The sequence below is a fragment of the Streptomyces griseiscabiei genome, from assembly GCF_020010925.1.
GTDB classification, from domain to species: Bacteria; Actinomycetota; Actinomycetes; order Streptomycetales; family Streptomycetaceae; genus Streptomyces; species Streptomyces griseiscabiei.
In genome coordinates this window covers 1-17,407 of record NZ_JAGJBZ010000001.1, presented here as the reverse complement: position 1 = coordinate 17,407, position 17,407 = coordinate 1, and the positions used below count along the sequence as shown (strand labels likewise).

The window sequence follows — 17,407 nt, the reverse complement described above, 5'->3', positions numbered from 1 at the left end:
CCGCCAGATCGTCGCTCCCGCCGAGAAGCTGGCCGCGTACCGCAAGAAGGCCGAGGCCGCGCTAGTGTCCTGCGCCAGAGATTCGTCGGCAGAGGCGGGCGAGGGAGTCGAGGATCTCTTCGGCGGTCTTGGTCCAGATGAACGGCTTGGGGTTTTCGTTCCAGTCTTTGACCCAGGCCCGGATGTCGGCTTCCAGGGCATGGATGGTCTTGTGTGCGCCGCGGCGGATCATCTGGTGGGCCAGGTAGCCGAACCACCGCTCGACCTGGTTGATCCACGAGCTGCCGGTCGGGGTGAAGTGCAGTTCAAACCTGGGGTGTTTGGCGAGCCAGGTCTTGATCGCGGGTGTCTTGTGGGTGCCGTAGTTGTCCACGATCAAATGGACCTGCAGGTGGGCAGGCACCGTCTTGTCGATTCGGATCAGGAACTTCTTGAACTCCACCGCCCGGTGCCGGCGGTGCAGGGCGGTGATGACCTCGCCCGTGGCGACGTCGAAGGCAGCGAACAAGGTGGTCAGGCCGTTGCGGACGTAGTCATGGGTGCGCCGCTCGGGCATGCCCGGCATTATCGGCAGCACCGGCTGGGACCGGTCCAGGGCCTGGATCTGCGACTTCTCGTCCACCGACAGCACCACCGCCCCCTCGGGCGGGTTGAAGTACAGACCGACCACGTCGTAGACCTTCTCCACGAACAACGGGTCGGTCGACAGCTTGAAGGTGTCGGCCAGATGCGGCTTGAGCTGGAACTGCCGCCAGATCCGGCCGACGGTCGACTTCGACAGGCCACTGTGCTCGGCCATCGACTTCCGCGACCAGTGGGTGGTGTTCTTCGGCAGCTGTTCCAGCGTGGTGACCACCACCGCCTCCACCTGGTCGACGCTGATCGTGGGTGGCCGGCCGGGCCTCGGCTCGTCGGCCAGCCCGTCCAGCCGCTCGGCCAGGAAGCGCCGCCGCCACTTGCGGACGGTGTCCGCAGTCACCTGAAGATCCCGGGCGACCGCGACGATCGGCGGTACGTCCGGCCCCGCACAGGCCAACACGATCCGCGCCCGCAAGGCCAAAGCCTGGGCCGATGTCGCCCGACGCGTCCACCGCTCCAACTCCGCCCGCTCCTCAGCAGACAGCAGCAACGGCTCCAGCTTCGGGCCCCGACGAGGAACTGACGCACCAGCAGCAGAAGTCACAGAACTACTAACGATCAACTACTGGCGCAGGACACTAGCCGCGGCACAGCAGACCGGGGACGGGCGGCAGCAGGCGACCGACGCACAGGAATGTGCCGAGGTGCCAGGTCGTGTCCCGCTTCGCGGGGGGAGCGACCCTGCTCGACACGTTCCGGTAGGGCGTGCGTCGGCTACCCCACGGGACACGCTCCCGGGTCGCGCAGTGGCCGACCCGCCGTCAGCGCCAGGAGCGGACCGGATCGCGGTTGACAACGGTCAGCGCTCGAAGGCGCCCAGGTCCGGGGCCGATCCGCGGTAGGGCAGGCCGACATCGACGCCCTTGTTGATCAGGGTGCTGTTCGACGCGAGACGGAGATGAGGCAGTACGGGCAGGCTGCCGTCGGACTGGCGGGGCGCGTCCCAGCCCGACGTCGACACGCTCTGGAACTGCGCGTCGGACAACGCGACGTTCAGGTTCCAGGAGTTGTTCGCGGCGTTGGTCCCGCTCATGTTCGAGAGCAGGTTGCCGGCATAGGCGATGTTGTTGCGCAGGTTCCCCAGGCCGATGGCGGCACCGGTCCGGGAGATGCCGAGCATGTTGTAGTCCGGATGGTTGTTGAAGCTCGTGTTGTTGAAGAAGTCGTCCGCGACGGTGTGGTGGTTGGCGTAGAAGCCTGAAGCCCGGTTGTTGAACGCCACCGAGTTGCGAACGGTGTGCTTGGCACCGTTGGAGACGTACCTGCCGCCGTAGCCTCCGGCTTTGAAGCCGTTGCCGTTGCCGATGGCGGTGGTGGTGCCCGGCAGGTAACCGTTGAGCCATGCCCAGGAGTTCTCGATGGTGACGGACGAGAACGCGTTGATGAGGTCGAAGCCGTCGTCGGAGTTCCACCATGCGCGGTCGCCCCGGAAGACGTTGCCGGGGTTGCCCGCCGAGATGTGGGCGCCGAATCCGTCGGCGCTCTCGCCGGCCCCGTTGGAGGTGCGCGGGTCGTAGTTGTGGTGGGAGTCGGAGTTGAGGACGAGGTTGCCGCCGCCGTCCTGGATGAACAGGCCCGGACCCATGTTGTGGTGCAGATCCAGCTGGTCGAAGGTGTTGTTGCTTCCGGAGATCCAGATTCCCCAGGACTCGTGGTTGCGGTTGTTGTTCTGCGGTACGCCGGTGACCGTCAGTCCCTTGAGACGGATCCAGTTGCCGGTGACGTCGAAGCCCTTGATCCGGCAGTCGTCCTTCATCTGCGAGAAGTCGAAGACCGGCTTATCTCCCGGATAGGCCACGTAGTTGATGAGGTTGCCCGAACTGCCGCTCTTGTTCAGCGTGATGGCGTCGACTCTGTCGGTCTGGCTCCTGCACCCGGCGTTCGCCCGGGAGTAGGCGTACGTGCCGCCGCGGAAGTAGACCGTGTCACCTGGCTGCGCGACGGACTGGGCGTGGGCGAACGTCTTCCAGGGCGCCGCCTCGGTTCCGGCGGCGCTGTCGCTGCCGGTGGGGGAGACGTAGAAGACCCGCGCGGCCGCCGCCGCGTTGCCGGATGCCGCCGACCCGACGACCATCATGGCGGTGACCGCCATGACCACGGTGAGCGGGAGAGCGAGCCTCCCGTGCTGGGAACGTTTCACTTGATTACTCCACTTCACCAGGCCGTGCATACGAGAGGGGGGTGGCCCTGTTCGGCTCCGAAGGCCGGTACCGCTGTCGCGGGGCCACGGAGACAGCCAAGGGGGTTGCTGCCGCGGAGACGGCTACGTGAGGTGCGCGGCGAGCGGGAGGCTCTTCCGCCGTATGTCGTCGGCGACGAGACGGGCGATCTGCTGCGCGCCGTAGGTCTCGAAGTGGGTGTGGTCGTTGCAGAAGAAGGCACCCAACGGGCCTGACCCGTAGTCACCGTTGTTCGGGCAGAAGCGCAGGCTGTTGTAGAGCGTCACGCTCAGCGTTTCCAGGTCGATGACGGGTGCCCCGGTGGCTGCTCCGGCCGCGAGTGTCTGGGGGACGAAGGCCCGGTTCCTGGTGGCCGTCCCACCGGAACAGGTGATGGCGGCGACCGAGGTGAGCAGGACCGGGTGTGCTCCCCGGGCCAGGGCGGCCTGCGCCATCGTGGTCAGCAACTGCTGGAACCGGGGCCGGCCGACGTGCCTCGGGCAGGCAGGGTCGGTGTCGTTGATGCCGAACTGGATGAAGAGGTAGTCGCCGGACTTCATCCCGGTGGTGGCGTTCAGCATCGCCTGCCAGCGTGCCGAGTACGCGTTGGACCTGAGCCGGCACTCGCCGTCGGTGCCCTTGGTGCCGCTCACGTTCGACTCGTACAGCCAGGTCTGGATGCTGCGGCCCGCCACCGCCTGGTTCCTGACGGTGACGTCGCTGTCGAACAGCGTGTCGAACTGGCTGCCCCAGCCGACCGGGCAACGCCCGCTGGGATTGGACATGGTGGAATCACCGGCCAGCCACATGGTGACCGGCTGGGCCGCGGCCCGCCCCGCCGGATCCGCGGCACGCGAGGCGCCGGTGCAGGGCGCCGCGACGCTTTCGGCCGCCGAGGCGGCGTGGACGCCGAACGCCGACAAAGTGATCACGAGAGCGGTCGTGAGGAGGGTGCGAAGTCTCTTCATGAGGGCCTCTCCGGGAGCGGGCTCGGTGCGCGCGTCAGCGAAGGTAGGCGGTCAGGGGCAGCCGCTGCTCCTGAATGCCCTGGAGGACCAGCCCGGCCATCCTGGTCGCGCCGTACTGCGAGAAGTGGGTGTTGTCCGTGACGCCGTCGGCGGCGGCGCGCAGGTACAACTGTGCGGACGCGGACGGACCGAGGGACTCCACCAGCGCCTTGCTCTTGGTGGTCAGGTCGATCACCGGCACCCGCTGCGAGGTGCCCACCGCGCGCATCTCGGCGGGCAGGTTCGCGCCGACGCCGTTGACGTGCAGAGCCGTCGCCGTGAGCTTGTCGCCGCTGAACAGACGGCGCACGGGCGGGGTCACCAGGACCGGCACGCCGCCTTTGCCGCGTACCTGCGTGATCATGGAGGTGAGGTTGTTGCGGTAGGCGGAGGCGGTGGTCTGCTTGTCGTTGTGTCCGAACTGGATGAAGACCAGGTCGCCTGTCTTGACCTTGGACAGCATCGTCGGGAAGAGCGCGCGGTTGGCCAGGAAGCTGCCGGAACTCTCTCCGGAGTCGGCGTAGTTGGCGATGACCGCACCAGGGCCCACCGCGGTCGTGATCATCTGCCCCCATCCGGTGTACGGGGCCACCGGCTGGTCGCAGACGGTCGAGTCGCCGGCCAGATAGGCCACCAGGGGGCGGGTCGCCGGTCGCACCGAGACCGCGGAGACCAGGGGGTGGGTTCCCGTGAACCGGATGTCCAGGCCGGGGTTCCCGGTGCCTCCCTGCCCGGTCGGCTGGCCCTCGGGCTGGCGTACGTCGACCGTGAAGCTGTAGGAGGTGCTGGTCCCCGCCCCGGTGTTCGTCGCCGGAAGCATCACGCGTCGTGCCTCCACCGACATCGCGGTCTGGCCGGCGGAGGCGCCGCCGATGGAGACGGTCACGTCGTAGGTGCCCGGCGCGACCGCGTAGTGACACGTGATGGTCGACGTGCCGGAACAGCTGGCGGGCAGCGCCCGCGGTGTGGCGGCACCGGCCTGTCCGGCACCGGTACCGACCAGTGCCGCGAGGGCGAGCAGGCCCGCTGTTCCCAGCCGGGCTCGATGTCCACCGGAGGTGAGTCCTGCCGTGTTCAACACCATCTCAGTCCTTGGTCGCAGTTCGTGGGCGTGGTCGTGGCGGAGCGAGGTCTGACGCGCCGCGTGCCGAAGTCGCCCCGGCCGCGGAGCGACGGGGTCGCTCAGGCCTGGGTGAAGCCGTTCATGATCGTGGTGGGCCGCTTGCTGGAGGAGTCCCAGGCGCCCATGTTGTAGCCGGTGAACGGGGACATGCACTCCGGCTCCCAGTAGAAGATGCCCTGTCCGCCGTTGGCCTTGAGCGCCTTGATGTAGGCGACCATCGAGGCCTGGGTGGCGGAGACCCGGTCCACCCGGCCGCCGAACTCGCTCTGCAGGAACGGTTTGCCGTAGGCATCGGAGATCCTCTTCATGTTCGCCACGATCCCGGGGGCGAGGTCGGCGCTGCCGTAGGACGAGAACACCGACATGTCCCACTTGCCGCCGCTCGCGGCGAAGCGGCTGAAGAACGTCGTCATCACGTCGTACTTCTGCGGCTGGGCCAGGTGGATGCACACGGTCGAGTTCGGGGACACCGCTTTGACCTCCGTGTAAGCCGCGTTGAGCAGCCCCGTCATCTGCGCGCCGTTGGAGACGGTGCCGACCGGGCGGCAGATCCCGCTGTTGATCTCGTTGCCGATCTGGACCCAGGCGGGCAGGACGTCGTTGTTCCTCATGACGGTCATCGTCTGGTTCACGTACGTGCTCATCGCGGTGCGCATCTGGCTGTAGCTCATGTTCCGCCAGGCGGCCGGCGGGTTCTGCACACCGACGGAGTTCCAGGTGTCTCCGAACATGTAATCGAGCATGATCGACATGCCGGCGGCCTTGACCCGCTTGGCGAAGGCGGCGACCTCGTTGATGCCGCAGTGTCCGTCGGTCGGGCTGCTGGACGGGTTGACGAAGGTGCGCAACCGCACGCCGGTGATGCCGTAGCCCTTGAGGATCGTCAGCAGGTCCTGGGTCTGCCCGCTCGCGTTCTTCCAGGAGTAGCCGCGCGCCTCCATCTGCGGCGCCCAGCTGATGTCGACGCCCTTGACGAAACCGGCCGCGGCCGCTGCGGGCGTCTCCAGTTCGGCGAACGCGGTGGCAGTGGCGATCGCGCCGGCGGTCGCGGTGGTGGCCCTGAGCAGGGTCCGGCGACTGATGCAGGAGGAGGCCGCAGCGTGGGGGGAAGGCATGGACATACTCGGGACGTCCTTTCTATTCGGCCGACTGCGCGAGAGGCGGCGTGGCTGCCGACGGGCGGTCGGGGAGAAGGCTTTCTCGGTGTAAGGCGGGTGGGGCGGACGGTCGGGGGAGCAGGGGGACGGCAGGCGGTGACGGGCACCGTTCTGCCGCGAGGCCGTTCCGTCGGTGAGCGGGGACCGGTCGTCCGATTCACCGCCGGCCGAGAGCGCGGCCGACGACCTCGGTGAACGCACACCTCAGCGCGCGATGAGAGTCCCACTGCCGCAGCGGGCCGGCTGTCACGGACACATCGCAGACTCGAACCACCTCTCTGTCGTGGCGACAAACCTCCATCGATGTGACAAGGGTGGGCGCGACAGCGCTCGCGAACGACGCGCATGCGAGGAGAGCTGTCCTGGCCCCAGGGATTTGAGGTGGCGACACAGCGCTGTCGGCTTCCCTGCGGCGTCAGCGGTCCAAACACTTCGGTCTGGCCGCCCTGCCGACCGAACTGGACACCGCTGACCCCAAGTCGACCACGAACTGTGAACGATCACAGGAGACCTGACGGCAGGTCAGAGCCCTTGCTCCGTGAGCGTGAGGTGCATCACGCAGCTTCCCTATCGGGTGCCCACCTGTCAACAGGTACTCGTCAATTGGCTGTTCGGCTGTCTCGGACCGCCCGTGGTGCAGGAGCGCACCGGGCTCAGCTCGACCGCCTGGACTTGGGGCATGGATGCAGGTCAGATACGCATATGAGAGCTCGGACGAGGGGGCGAGCCGGTTCTGAGGGGTACCGCGACCCGACGCAATCGAACATGAACGAACAGCTGGGTTGGGCAAAAACCTTGACGATAGGTCGGAGCATTCCTACTCTCGCTCGATGTGGGAGCGTACCCACACCTCCAGAGTGAACGATCACTTTCGCTTTCCCGCCCTGCGTCACGTTCACTCATCCCCACATCGGAGGTCACCGTGACCGACTCACGCGGGAAGCCCCGCACCGTGCCGCGCCGATGGCGAACACGGCCCTTGTCGTGCGGTCAGATGATCAGCGGCAGCGCCGCCGCTGTGGCACCAGCCGTTCGAGCACTGGCCGCTCAGAGCGACGATTACTCAGCCGTCGCCGTCGCCGTCGCCGTTACCTACGCGGACAGCGACAGCGACGGCAGAAACGCGTTCATCCACAGTGCCCTGCCGTGGCCGGCAACGACCGCGGCCTTCGGAACTCCGACCAGGGGCACCCGTGCGCCGGATACCCCGGCGACCTGCTTGTTCCGCGCCTGGAGTGGAGGGGTTTCAGATCGGCGAAACCACCGCCGAGTACTCCGCTATGGTCGCGGCGACCTGCACCCGGCAGATTCTGTCGCACCGGTGTCCCTGCGTGCACGACAACGTCGTCGGGGTGAACAGCACCCATGGGCGACAGCTCTGCCGCAGGCCTTCGTCCGTCGACCTCCCCGTCCTTGGGTGGGAGGGAGACGTCCAGGTGTGCCGGCCCTACGACACACCCCGTCGCGACAGGTAAGGCGCCTCAAACGACAACGACGTCCGCTGACCGGCTGTGGCGTCCGCGCGAACAGAAGTATGTCTGCGCACCCTTGCTGTCCGCCGACCCGCTCGGCGGCTGACGCGAGAAAGTCGTCCAGCTTTGCGCCGCAACCAGCAATGGGGCATCTGCTGCACTCCTGACGGCGTCAGAGTACGGATCGTCCCGCTGATCACGACGTCCGCGCCACGAGGGCATCAGCCGGCAGGACACGGGCTGCAACCCAGCCTCCGCGTCCCAGCTTCCTCGCCGGGAACGATGTGCCGACCGCACCCAACCGACCTCTGTACACCCTGAAACAGGCCTCCCGGCCATCCCGCCCGCCCCCACCGGGATCGCGCTGCCGGACGGCTCCTCTTCCCATGTCCCACCTGGATGCCCCCGTACAAGAAGCAAGGAGAAGCCTGATGCGGCAACCGGTCATGCCTTCACAGACGCCGGAGAGCGCCGGAAAGAGCCACCGGCGAGACCTACGTGTCCGGCGGCCGGTGACGATGGTCAAGGTGGCGCTGACAGCGGTGGCAGGGCTGGTCGCGGCCGCGCTGACGCTGCCACCGGCGTCCGCGTCCGCCGCCGGCGGTCCCTACCAGCGCGGGCCCGCCCCGACCCTGGCCAGCGTCGCGGCAAGCCGCGGACCGTTCGCCACCTCCCAGCTCAGCGTGGGATCCGGCCACGGCTTCAAGAACGCGACGATCTACTACCCCACCGACACCAGCCTGGGTACGTGGGGCGCGGTGGCCATCGTGCCCGGGTACACGGCGAAGTTCTCCAAGGAAGAAGCCTGGATGGGGCCCTGGCTGGCCTCGTTCGGCTTCGCCGTGATCGGTATCGACACCAACAGCCCCAACGACTTCGACACCGCCCGCGGCACCCAGTTGCTGGCGGCGCTGGACTACCTGACCCAGAAGAGCCCCGTACGGGACCGTGTCGATCCCGGTCCGCTGGGCGTGATCGGTCACTCCATGGGCGGCGGAGGCGTGGTCTGGGCCACCGAGCACAGGCCCTCGCTCAAGGCCGCGGTGGCCCTGGCACCCTTCTCGCCCTCACAGAACATGTCCACCGACAAGGTCCCCACCATGGTCATGGGCGGGCAGAGGGGACCCCACCGTCACACCGTCCTACCTCAACGGCCTGTACGCCACCATGCCTGCCTTGACCACGAGCGACTTCGTGCAGATCGCCGGGGCCGATCACCTCTACTACACGCATCCCAACAGCAACGAGATGCGCGTCGTGATCCCCTGGCTGAAGATCTTCCTGGACGACAACACCCGCTACACCCAGTTCCTCTGCCCGAAACTGGCCGACCCCAGGGGCATCTCGATCTACCGCAGCAAGTGCCCCTACACGCCACCACCCGGTGCGTGGTCGGACGGCACCACCGGTGGGACGTCGAGGAGTCGTTGACCACCCGTCGTACGACGGGTGGTTGAACGTCCGGCGGCTCCTGCCTGGCGTCCCTCACGACTGTCGGCGCGGCGTGGGACCGGCTCCCGGACCGCCGCCGACACGCCGTCCTCGCGCATGCGAAGGAAAGACCCTGCCTGTTCCTGCACAGCGGAAGAAGCCTTCCGATCAACTCTCCTATGGGATGTGGTGTGCCATGAAACGTCTGCTCGGGGCAAGTGCCGTACTGCTGCTGGCGGGAGGCGTGCTGGGTGCCGCGCCGGTCGCCGCGACGGCGGCGGACACGGGGACGACGTACTACGTCGACGCCGCGAACGGCAATGACAGCGCCGCCGGGTCCACGACCGCCACGGCCTGGCGCACGCTCGCCAAGGTCGACGCGACCAAGTTCGGTCCGGGCGACCGGATCCTGCTGCACGCCGGGCAGAAGTGGACCGGCCAGTTGTGGCCCAAGGGCTCGGGTACGGACGGCCTGCCGATCACGATCGACGCCTACGGCTCCGGCGCGAAGCCGCAGATCGACGGCGCGGGACAGGTCGCCGACGCGGTGCGCCTGCACAACCAGCAGTACTGGGACATAAAGAACCTGCAGGTGACCAACGTCAGACCGCTGGCCGGTGGCCAGCCGGGCACCAATCTGCGTGACCTGCGGGGCATCGGCATCAGCGGCGACACGGGCGGTCAGCTCAACCACCTCCACGTCGACGGGGTGGATGTGCGCGATGTGACTGGCGAGGACAACTGGATCAGCGGCGACACGGCCAACAACAAGCCGGGGATCACCTTCAAGACCGGCTGGGACCGCTCCAAGAACACCGGCGGCATCGTGTTCCGCGGGCTGGCCGCCAATCCGGCGAGCCCCGGCCGGCCGACCATCCTGCACGACGTCCTGGTGGCGAACTCGACCATCAGGAACACGTCGTTCGGCGGAATCACCGTCAAGCAGTACACCGGCTCCAACGCGGGCGCCGTGCACACCGGGTGGGGGGAACGCACCAGCGCCACCGACACCGCGTTCGCGCCGCACACCCAGGTGGTGATCCGCGACAACTACATCTACCAGGGTGACTCCGCCTACGCCGCCAACGGCGTGTACATCACCGACACCCGGGGCGGTGTGGTCGAGCGCAATGTGATCCAGCGGGCCGGCACCTCCGGCATCGAGGCCAACTACGCCGACGACGTCACCATCCAGCACAACGAGGTCTACGGCACCGAGAAGAAGGCCGGCGGCGCCGACTCCAACGGCATCGACGCGGACAACGCCACGACGAAGATCGTCGTGCAGGGCAACTTCGTGCACGACAACGGCGACGGCATCCTGCTGTGCCAGTGCGGGCGCAACTTCGGCGACGTGCGGGTCCGGTACAACGTGATCTCGGGGAACAGCCGGTACCAGATCTACCTGCACTCCAACCGCGGTACCACCGCCTACGTCTACAACAACACCATCCACAACAGCCGCAGCAACTACCTGATCTACGGCTACGGCGCCAACCTGTCGGCGTCCTACCACCTGTGGAACAACGTCCTGTACTCCACGAGGGCGGGCGCTTCCCTGACCACCAGCCCGACCATCGAGTACACCGCGAACCTCTACGGCGGCGCCACCCTGCCCGTCCCGTCCTCCGACCGCCGCGCGGTCAGGGGCGACCCGAGGTTCCTCGGCACCATCACGGGCCCCTATGGCAACGCCACCTCGGGACCGGCGCTGAACGCGGCACTGCCGCTGAGGGTCGCCGCGGGCTCACCGGCCGTCGACGCCGGTATCAGTGTGAGCGACAACGGCGGCGTCGACTACTCCGGGGCCGCGGTCTACAACCGGCTGCCGGACATCGGGGCCTTCGAGTACCGGGCCGGCGCCGCCCGCGCTCTAGGAAGGCTGAACGAACGGAGTGGAGAATAACCGAAGCGGAGGATCCGAAATGCAGCGAAAACTCTTACGGAGGACGATCACCGCACTGCTGTTCCCGCTCGTGGTCGCCCTCGCCTTCTTCGGCAACTTCGTGGAAACGAGCACCGCTTCTCCGCTGCCCCAGAAGCAGGTGAGCGCCGCCGCCCCGGCTCTCCAGAACGACGTCTTCTGGAAGGACACGTCCGGGAACCCGATCTATTCTCAGGGAGGAGGCGTACTGAAAGTCGGCAACACGTACTACTGGTACGGCGTGAAATACAACGGAGCCGTCAGCTACTACAACAACCCGGCCGGCGGAAAGAACAGCAACACCTCGTTCAACGCGATCACCTGCTACTCCTCGACCGACCTGGTGAACTGGAAATTCGAGGGAAACGTGATGACCTCCTCGGACATCGGTGGATCCTCCTGGGTCGGCCGCGTGGGAGTCGCGCACAACGCCAACACCGGCAAATACGTCCTGGTCTCGCAACTCGACAGCGGGCTCGTGTTCGGCACGAGCAACACCCCGGCCGGCCATTTCACCCGCGCGGGCACGCAGTCGACCATCGGGAACGTCAGCACCGGCATGTCCGGCGACCAGTCGGTCTTCACCGATGACGACGGACGGGCCTACCTGATCTTCAGCAACAAGAGTGGCCGGTCGAACCTGTACGTCGCCCCGCTGCGCTCCTCCGACTACCTGCACGTCGACAACGCCACGCGGATCTACAGCAGCTCCTCGGGCGGACGTGAGGGCAACATGATGTTCAAGCATGCCGGGACGTACTACTTCTGTTCCTCCGATCTGCACGGCTGGAACGCGTCCCACACGTACTGCATCAAGTCGACGAAGATCAACAGCGGATATTCCTCGGAGTTCGTGCTGAAGGGCACGGAGGCCGACTTCTCGCATGTGACGCAGACCGGCCTGGCGTTCGAGGTGACCGGTTCGTCGGGATCGTTCGTCATGTTCGGAGGCGATCGCTGGAGCGACTTCGCGGGCAACGGCATCGGCTACAACCAATGGGTCCCGGTGACGTTCGACGGGACGACGCCGGTCTTCCACTCACTGAACCAGTGGAACGTCGACGCCGCCTCGGGCACGTGGTCCGTCGGGAGTGGCAACAACTACGTCGTTAACCCCAGCGCGGAGGCCGACCGGGTAGCCCAGAAGACGCTGGCTGGCTGGACGAACTCGTCGAACATCAGCAGCGATCCGAACGGCAACCGCCTTGGCGGACACACCGGGCGCTGGGCGCTGTCGCAGTCGTCCTCCTCCGCCTACAAGGCCGCCATGTACCAGAACATCACCGTGCCGAACGGGACGTACACGGTGGCGGCCTGGGTGAGGAGCAGTGGAGGGCAGAGGTCGGCGAGCATCTTCGCCAAGAACTTCGGCGCGGGTGAGATGAACCGCGCGATCAACCAGTCGATCGGCAACTGGACGAAGGTCAGCATCTCCGGCATCACCGTGACCAACGGGTCGATCCAGATCGGATTGGCCTCCGACGCGAATCCCGGCAACTGGGCGTACGCCGACGACTTCGAGTTGGTGCGGACCGGCTGACGGTCGGCCTCGACGGTCACGTCGTACACACCAACGGTGCCCTCGCTGAGGGAATCGCTCCCTGTGGAGCGGTCCCTCGGCGGCGGCACCGTTCTGCATGGCCGGACGGCGCCACCCCGGCACTAGACCATGCCTGGCTGACCCGGTCCAGCTCAGTGTGTCCTCGCGTCACGGGAGGTTCGGCTTCGCCCCCATCGGCCGACTGCCGCCAGGGCTGCCTGCGCGGGAGAACCCGGGAGGACGTGCCCCTGCTGAGGGTCCTCGACCGGGCCAGGCCACCGGAGACGCCATGGCCGCCGGGCGTCCTGGCCAGCGGCGGCACCATCTGCGGTGCCGGCCGGCCCAACCGGTCGGCCGACGTCTCGTTCGCCACCGCGGGCGCCAGCCATCGAGCTGACCGCCTGTGGGGCGTCGGAGCCCTGACGATGTTCGCCGCCGTCGGCGGTAGGAGGCAGCTGCCTGCCGGGGCGCCGGGAGGGGCGCCGGGATGTGGGGCCACAACGGCCGAAGTGCCGGGCTTCGCCGGCACTTCGGGTCCACGTTTTTCGGGCCTCGGGTTCAGGACTTCGTCATCGCAGGGTCCATCGCTGGTTGTTGCCGCCGTTGCAGGTCCACAGGATGGCCTGGGTGCCGTTGGCCGTTCCGGCGTTGTTCGCGTCGAGGCACAGGCCGGACTGGGCACTGCTGATGGTGCCGTTGGCGCCGACGTTCCAGCGCTGGTTCTGTCCGCCGTGGCAGTCCCAGATGATGGCCCGGGTGCCGGCGGAGCTGCCGGAGGCCTCGGCGTCCAGGCACTTGTTGCCGTAGACGCGCAGTTCCCCGGCGTCCGTGCGTGCCCACTTCTGGCTCGCCCGGTCCTGGCAGTCCCACAGCTGGAGCTGGGTGCCGTTGGTCTGGGACGAGTTGGGCACCTCCAGGCAGCGGCCGGAGGCGGCACCGACGACCTGGCCGCCGGTCGCCGGCGGCGGGGTCGTGCCGCCGCCGCTGGGTACGGACCCGCACTTCACCTGGGAGCGCGAGATGCCGGTACGGTCCGGCAGTGACGGGCACAGGAACTGCGTGTACCGGGTGTCGTTGTCGAGGAAGATCTTGAGCCAGGGGATCGTACGGCGGGTCACGTTGGAGTTGCCCCAGGTGGGGAAGCCGTGGTTGCCGCTGGTGAGTTCGATGTAGGCACTCGGTGTGGCGGTCGGCATGCCGCCGTAGAGGCCGTTGAGGTAGGACGGGGTGACCGTGCCGTCGTCCCGGGCTCCCATGATCATCGTCGGGACCCGAAGCGTGGAGAGGTTCTGCGACGGGGAGAAGGGCGCGAGCGGCAGCGCGGCCTTCAGCGAGGGACGCCGTTCGGCCGCGCTGATGGCGCCGCCGCCACCCATGGAGTGTCCGATCACGCCCAGCCGGTTGGGGTCGACGCGGTCGCGCACCGTGCTCTTCTGCGTGAGGTAGTCCAGGGCCGCCAGCAACTGGGTCCCGCGGGCGGTGTCGTAGTCGTTGGGGCTGTTGGTGTCGATGCCGATGACGACGAACCCGAAGGAGGCCAGCCAGGGCCCCATCCAGGCGCCCTCGGCCGCCCACTTGGCGGTGTAACCGGGTACGGCGGCCACGGCGGCCCAGGTGCCCTGGCTGGTGTCGGTCGGGTAGTAGATCTTGCCGCCGTTGAAGCCGTTGCCGGGCGGCACCGTCAGCTCAGCGGTGGCGAAGGTGCCCCGCTGGGCCGCGACGCTGCTCACGGTGGGGTCCGGACCGCGCTGGTAGGGGCTGTCCTGCGCGGCCGCCGGCCGGGCCGAGGCCGGCTGGATCGCGATCAGTGCGGCAATCAGACCGGTCACGGCCCCGACCACGGCTGCCCGCAACCTGACCGTCCTGCCGGTCCCTCGGAGTCTGGTCCTGCCGGCCCGGGTGCCCTTGGGCACAGGGGCGGTGGAGACACTGGGATGCATCGTTGTCTTCCTCCATGGACTGGTCGTGACTGGGGGAGTGGGGTCGGCGAATGGGTCATGGATGGCGCGCGCATGACAGGCCATTGCCGTACAGGGCACGGATCAGTGCGCGGTCCGTGCGGAGGCGGGGGAGGTGCCGCGCGCGGCGCCCGCGTAGACCGTGGCCTCCTTGGAGGTGGCGGCGATACCGTTCGCGCCGTTGAAGAAGCGCTGACCCCAGCTGCTGAGCCGGTTGGGGTCGAAGCCGGTCACCATGTCGAGGTACTGCACATCGCCGCCGTTGCCGCTCCATGACCAGCCGATGTAGCCGATGCCGAGGCGCTGGGCCGCGGCCATGATGGCGTCCTCGTCGGGGTTGCCGTCGCTGTGGTTGGAGCCGAACTCCCCTACGACGAGGGGTAGTTTTGCCGCGACGAAGCGGTTCAGGTAGTCGTTGACCTTCGCGGCGGTGTTGTAGACGCCGTACATGTGGACCGAGAAGACGGTGTTGCGGTCCTGGTCGGCGGCGAAGACCGACGCGGCGTTGTCCCGCATGATGTTGGACCAGTCCTGGCCCCAGTTCGGCGCGTCCACCATGAGGGTGTGGTTGAACCCGGCGCCCCGCAGCTTCTGGATGGCCGCCTTGGTGTCGGCGGTCCACCGCGAGGCGTTGTTGTTGCCGATCGGCTCGTTGCCGATGTTGACGATGACGTAGCTCTCCTGGCCGACCAGCGCGCTCTTGACGCTGATCCAGTAGTCGGCGGCGCGGGCGAGGGTGGTCGCCCCGCTCTGGTCGCCGTAGCCCGTGGTGTCGTGGACCTCCAGGACGCAGATGAGCCGGTTGCGCTTGCACTGGGAGACGATGTTCGTCACGTCGGCCGCGCTGTTACGGGTCCAGCGGTCGCCGTTGGCGAGGACGACGCGGACGGTGTTGGCGCGCTTGGCCTTGATGTTGGCGATGGAGCTGATCTGGCTCGGGTACCAGGTGTGGGCGTGGTTGACGCCCCGCATGACGAAATCGCGGCCGTTGGCCTCCAGCAGCCGGCCGTTCTGGACCCGGAAGCCGGTGGGCGCGGCGCTCGCCGGAGTGCCGAGAGCGAGGAGGGGGGCGAGCAGGCCTAGGAGGGCGGCTATGACGACGGCCACGCGAGGCGAGGCGCGGGTGGGGGATTTCATGGAGGACTCCCTTGCGACGGGGACGGGGTCGGGGTGTTCAGGACAGAGCGGCTTGTGCCGTGCAACTGACGGCGGCCGAGGGGGTACCGGCCGCAGTCAGTGGGCCGGCGGTGAAACCGAAGGTGGTACTGGCGCCCGGGGCGAGCGCGCCGTTCCAGGTCGTATTGCCGACGCTGGTCCTGCCGTCGGCGGTGGTGGTGCCGAGGCTGCCGTTCCACACCTGGGTGAGGTGTGCACCCCCGGCCGGTACGACGGTCGCGGTCCAGCCGGTGACACGGGATGCCGAGGCGTTGGTCACCGTCACCTCGCCCTGGTAGCTGTCCTGCCAGGAGGAGACGGCGCGGAAGCTCGCCGCACAGGCGGGGTCGCCGCCCGGGCTTCCTGGCACGCTCTTGTCGAGGGCGGCGGTGAGGGCGGGATACCAGCGCGCGGCGATCTTCTCGTTGCCGGAAGCGGACGGGTGCACGCCGTCGTAGGTGTCGGAGGAGGTGTTGAAACCGGTCCACTGGTCGACGACGGTCACCGGGGAACGGCTCGTGCTGGTTGCCCGGGCCCAGCCGGGGATCCGCGTGTTGAGGGCGACCACGCGCCGGCCGCAATCGGCGCAACCCGAGGGGTTCATCGGTATCAGCTGGGCGACGAGGATCTTCATGTCCGGATTCGACGCCCGCATCTGCTGCACCAGCTTCGTGTACGCGGCGAGGATGGTGTCGGGGGAGATGCTGCTCCACACGTCGTTGGTGCCGAAGTGCATGACAACGATGTCTGGATGCGTGGCGGCAAGCCTGCCCGGCAGCAGTTTCTGGTTCGCCACGTTGGTGACGAGCTCGCCACCGTGGCCTTCGTTGTCGCCGTCCAGCGCCTGCGGGCAGCCCTGCTGCTTGAGGGTGCCGACGAAATCGATGTTCCTGTAACCGGTGTTCTGAAGACGGTTCCAGAGCACGGCCCGCCAGCACCCCGGCGAGCCGGTGATCGAGTCACCCAGCGGCATGATGCGCACGGGGGCCGCGGCAGGGGCGGCGGTGGCCGACGGCGCGAGGGCCGTGCCGAGCGCGAGCAGGAGCGCGGTCAGGAGGATCCGGAACAGTGGTGGGTGCGAGGTTCTGCGCATGAGTTCCCTTCCTGCATGAGCGCGGTGCCGTTCGGAGATGTGGGTGCGGCCGGTGACCGGTCGCGGGCGCGTCCGGCAGGTGTCGCCGCAGTGCCGGATCCGTGCCACCGGTGTCGGCGGACGAGTCGGGGCCGGCGCGGTGCAGGCCGCTTCGTCCGCCCGCCACTGTCAGGTCGCTGCGTGTTCAGGGGGTATGGACGGCAGGGCGAGGCCAATGGGTGTGCGTGGTGCTCCGACAGGTCAGCGCGGTGCTGTACTGCGTGTCGTGGCGGAGCATGGAGATGTACGTTTCGGTCTCGTGCGGTGTGCCGTAGATGCGAAGGCTCGGCTGTCCGTGGTGGGCGAGACGGCTTCCCTGCCGTCGTGGGTACGGGTGAGTCCGTGGTCGAGTCGTTCCGCCTGCCGCCAGGTCGCGATGTCGGCCGCTTGTGGCAGTCCGGCGAATGCGGAGAAGCCCAACGCGCCGGCGGCGGTGTGCATGCCGCAGAGCAACGGGCCTGTTGAGCGGCTCGGCGCTCTCCACAGGTACGCCGTGAGAGCGGGGTGCCTATGTGTATTGGTCAAGGTGAACTCCGATGCGTGGGGGTGCCGAGTGAACGGGGCGGTGTCGACGCAAGAAGGTGATCGTTCACTCTGGCGGGCATGGGAACGCTCCCACGGGAGCGTAGGAAGCCGCTGAGACGGCGTCAAGGACTCTGTCGAAGTCTGGCGCTCGAAGCTTGTCCGGTTCGTGGCTTCGGCTCTGCGAG

At 67.8% G+C, this 17,407-nt stretch carries 11 protein-coding genes and 1 pseudogene; 4 read left to right on the top strand and 8 right to left on the bottom strand.

Annotated features, from left to right (window positions below; translation table 11 throughout):
- Nucleotides 1-61 precede the first annotated feature (61 nt).
- From J8M51_RS00060 to J8M51_RS00040, 5 genes are all read right to left on the bottom strand, one after another.
- Nucleotides 62-1,183, bottom strand: coding sequence for an IS630 family transposase (locus J8M51_RS00060; protein WP_398856251.1), 1,122 nt, complete (start codon nt 1,181-1,183; stop codon nt 62-64).
- Nucleotides 1,184-1,438: 255 nt separating this feature from the next.
- Entirely contained in the window at nt 1,439-2,779 is a 1,341-nt protein-coding gene (locus J8M51_RS00055) for a right-handed parallel beta-helix repeat-containing protein (protein ID WP_256964077.1), read from the bottom strand.
- A gap of 123 nt (nt 2,780-2,902) precedes the next feature.
- Nucleotides 2,903-3,766, bottom strand: coding sequence for an SGNH/GDSL hydrolase family protein (locus tag J8M51_RS00050; RefSeq protein ID WP_086753319.1), 864 nt, complete (start codon nt 3,764-3,766; stop codon nt 2,903-2,905).
- Between the two features lie 34 nt (nt 3,767-3,800).
- Nucleotides 3,801-4,883, bottom strand: a complete 1,083-nt coding sequence (locus J8M51_RS00045; RefSeq protein ID WP_256964076.1) for a rhamnogalacturonan acetylesterase — start codon at nt 4,881-4,883, stop codon at nt 3,801-3,803.
- Nucleotides 4,884-4,987: 104 nt separating this feature from the next.
- Nucleotides 4,988-6,049, bottom strand: a complete 1,062-nt coding sequence (locus tag J8M51_RS00040) for an arabinogalactan endo-1,4-beta-galactosidase (protein WP_256964075.1) — start codon at nt 6,047-6,049, stop codon at nt 4,988-4,990.
- A 1,894-nt stretch (nt 6,050-7,943) separates the two neighbouring features.
- Here J8M51_RS00040 and J8M51_RS46420 point away from each other — a divergent pair.
- The 4 genes and pseudogenes from J8M51_RS46420 to J8M51_RS00020 all read left to right on the top strand — a co-directional run.
- A pseudogene (locus J8M51_RS46420) lies at nt 7,944-8,618 on the top strand (dienelactone hydrolase family protein); the annotation flags it as partial.
- A gap of 115 nt (nt 8,619-8,733) precedes the next feature.
- Nucleotides 8,734-8,988 (top strand): poly(ethylene terephthalate) hydrolase family protein, encoded by a 255-nt coding sequence (locus J8M51_RS00030; protein ID WP_256964416.1) that lies wholly within the window; start codon nt 8,734-8,736, stop codon nt 8,986-8,988.
- 196 nt (nt 8,989-9,184) lie between these two features.
- The gene (locus J8M51_RS00025; protein WP_256964415.1) at nt 9,185-10,894 is read left to right on the top strand and encodes a right-handed parallel beta-helix repeat-containing protein; all 1,710 of its coding nucleotides are present in this window, start codon (nt 9,185-9,187) and stop codon (nt 10,892-10,894) included.
- 19 nt (nt 10,895-10,913) lie between these two features.
- Nucleotides 10,914-12,452 (top strand): family 43 glycosylhydrolase, encoded by a 1,539-nt coding sequence (locus tag J8M51_RS00020; protein ID WP_086755232.1) that lies wholly within the window; start codon nt 10,914-10,916, stop codon nt 12,450-12,452.
- A 569-nt stretch (nt 12,453-13,021) separates the two neighbouring features.
- On the opposite strand, the gene J8M51_RS00015 is transcribed toward J8M51_RS00020, so the two are convergent.
- The 3 genes from J8M51_RS00015 to J8M51_RS00005 all read right to left on the bottom strand — a co-directional run bounded on the left by J8M51_RS00015 (nt 13,022) and on the right by J8M51_RS00005 (nt 16,658).
- On the bottom strand, nt 13,022-14,281 hold the full coding sequence (locus J8M51_RS00015; protein WP_256964414.1) for a poly(ethylene terephthalate) hydrolase family protein: 1,260 nt from the start codon (nt 14,279-14,281) through the stop codon (nt 13,022-13,024).
- A gap of 213 nt (nt 14,282-14,494) precedes the next feature.
- On the bottom strand, nt 14,495-15,547 hold the full coding sequence (locus J8M51_RS00010; RefSeq protein WP_086755230.1) for a glycoside hydrolase family 5 protein: 1,053 nt from the start codon (nt 15,545-15,547) through the stop codon (nt 14,495-14,497).
- 37 nt (nt 15,548-15,584) lie between these two features.
- Nucleotides 15,585-16,658 carry a GDSL-type esterase/lipase family protein gene (locus tag J8M51_RS00005; RefSeq protein ID WP_086755229.1) on the bottom strand — a complete coding sequence of 358 codons (1,074 nt, stop codon included), beginning with the start codon at nt 16,656-16,658 and terminating at the stop codon, nt 15,585-15,587.
- Nucleotides 16,659-17,407 lie beyond the last annotated feature (749 nt).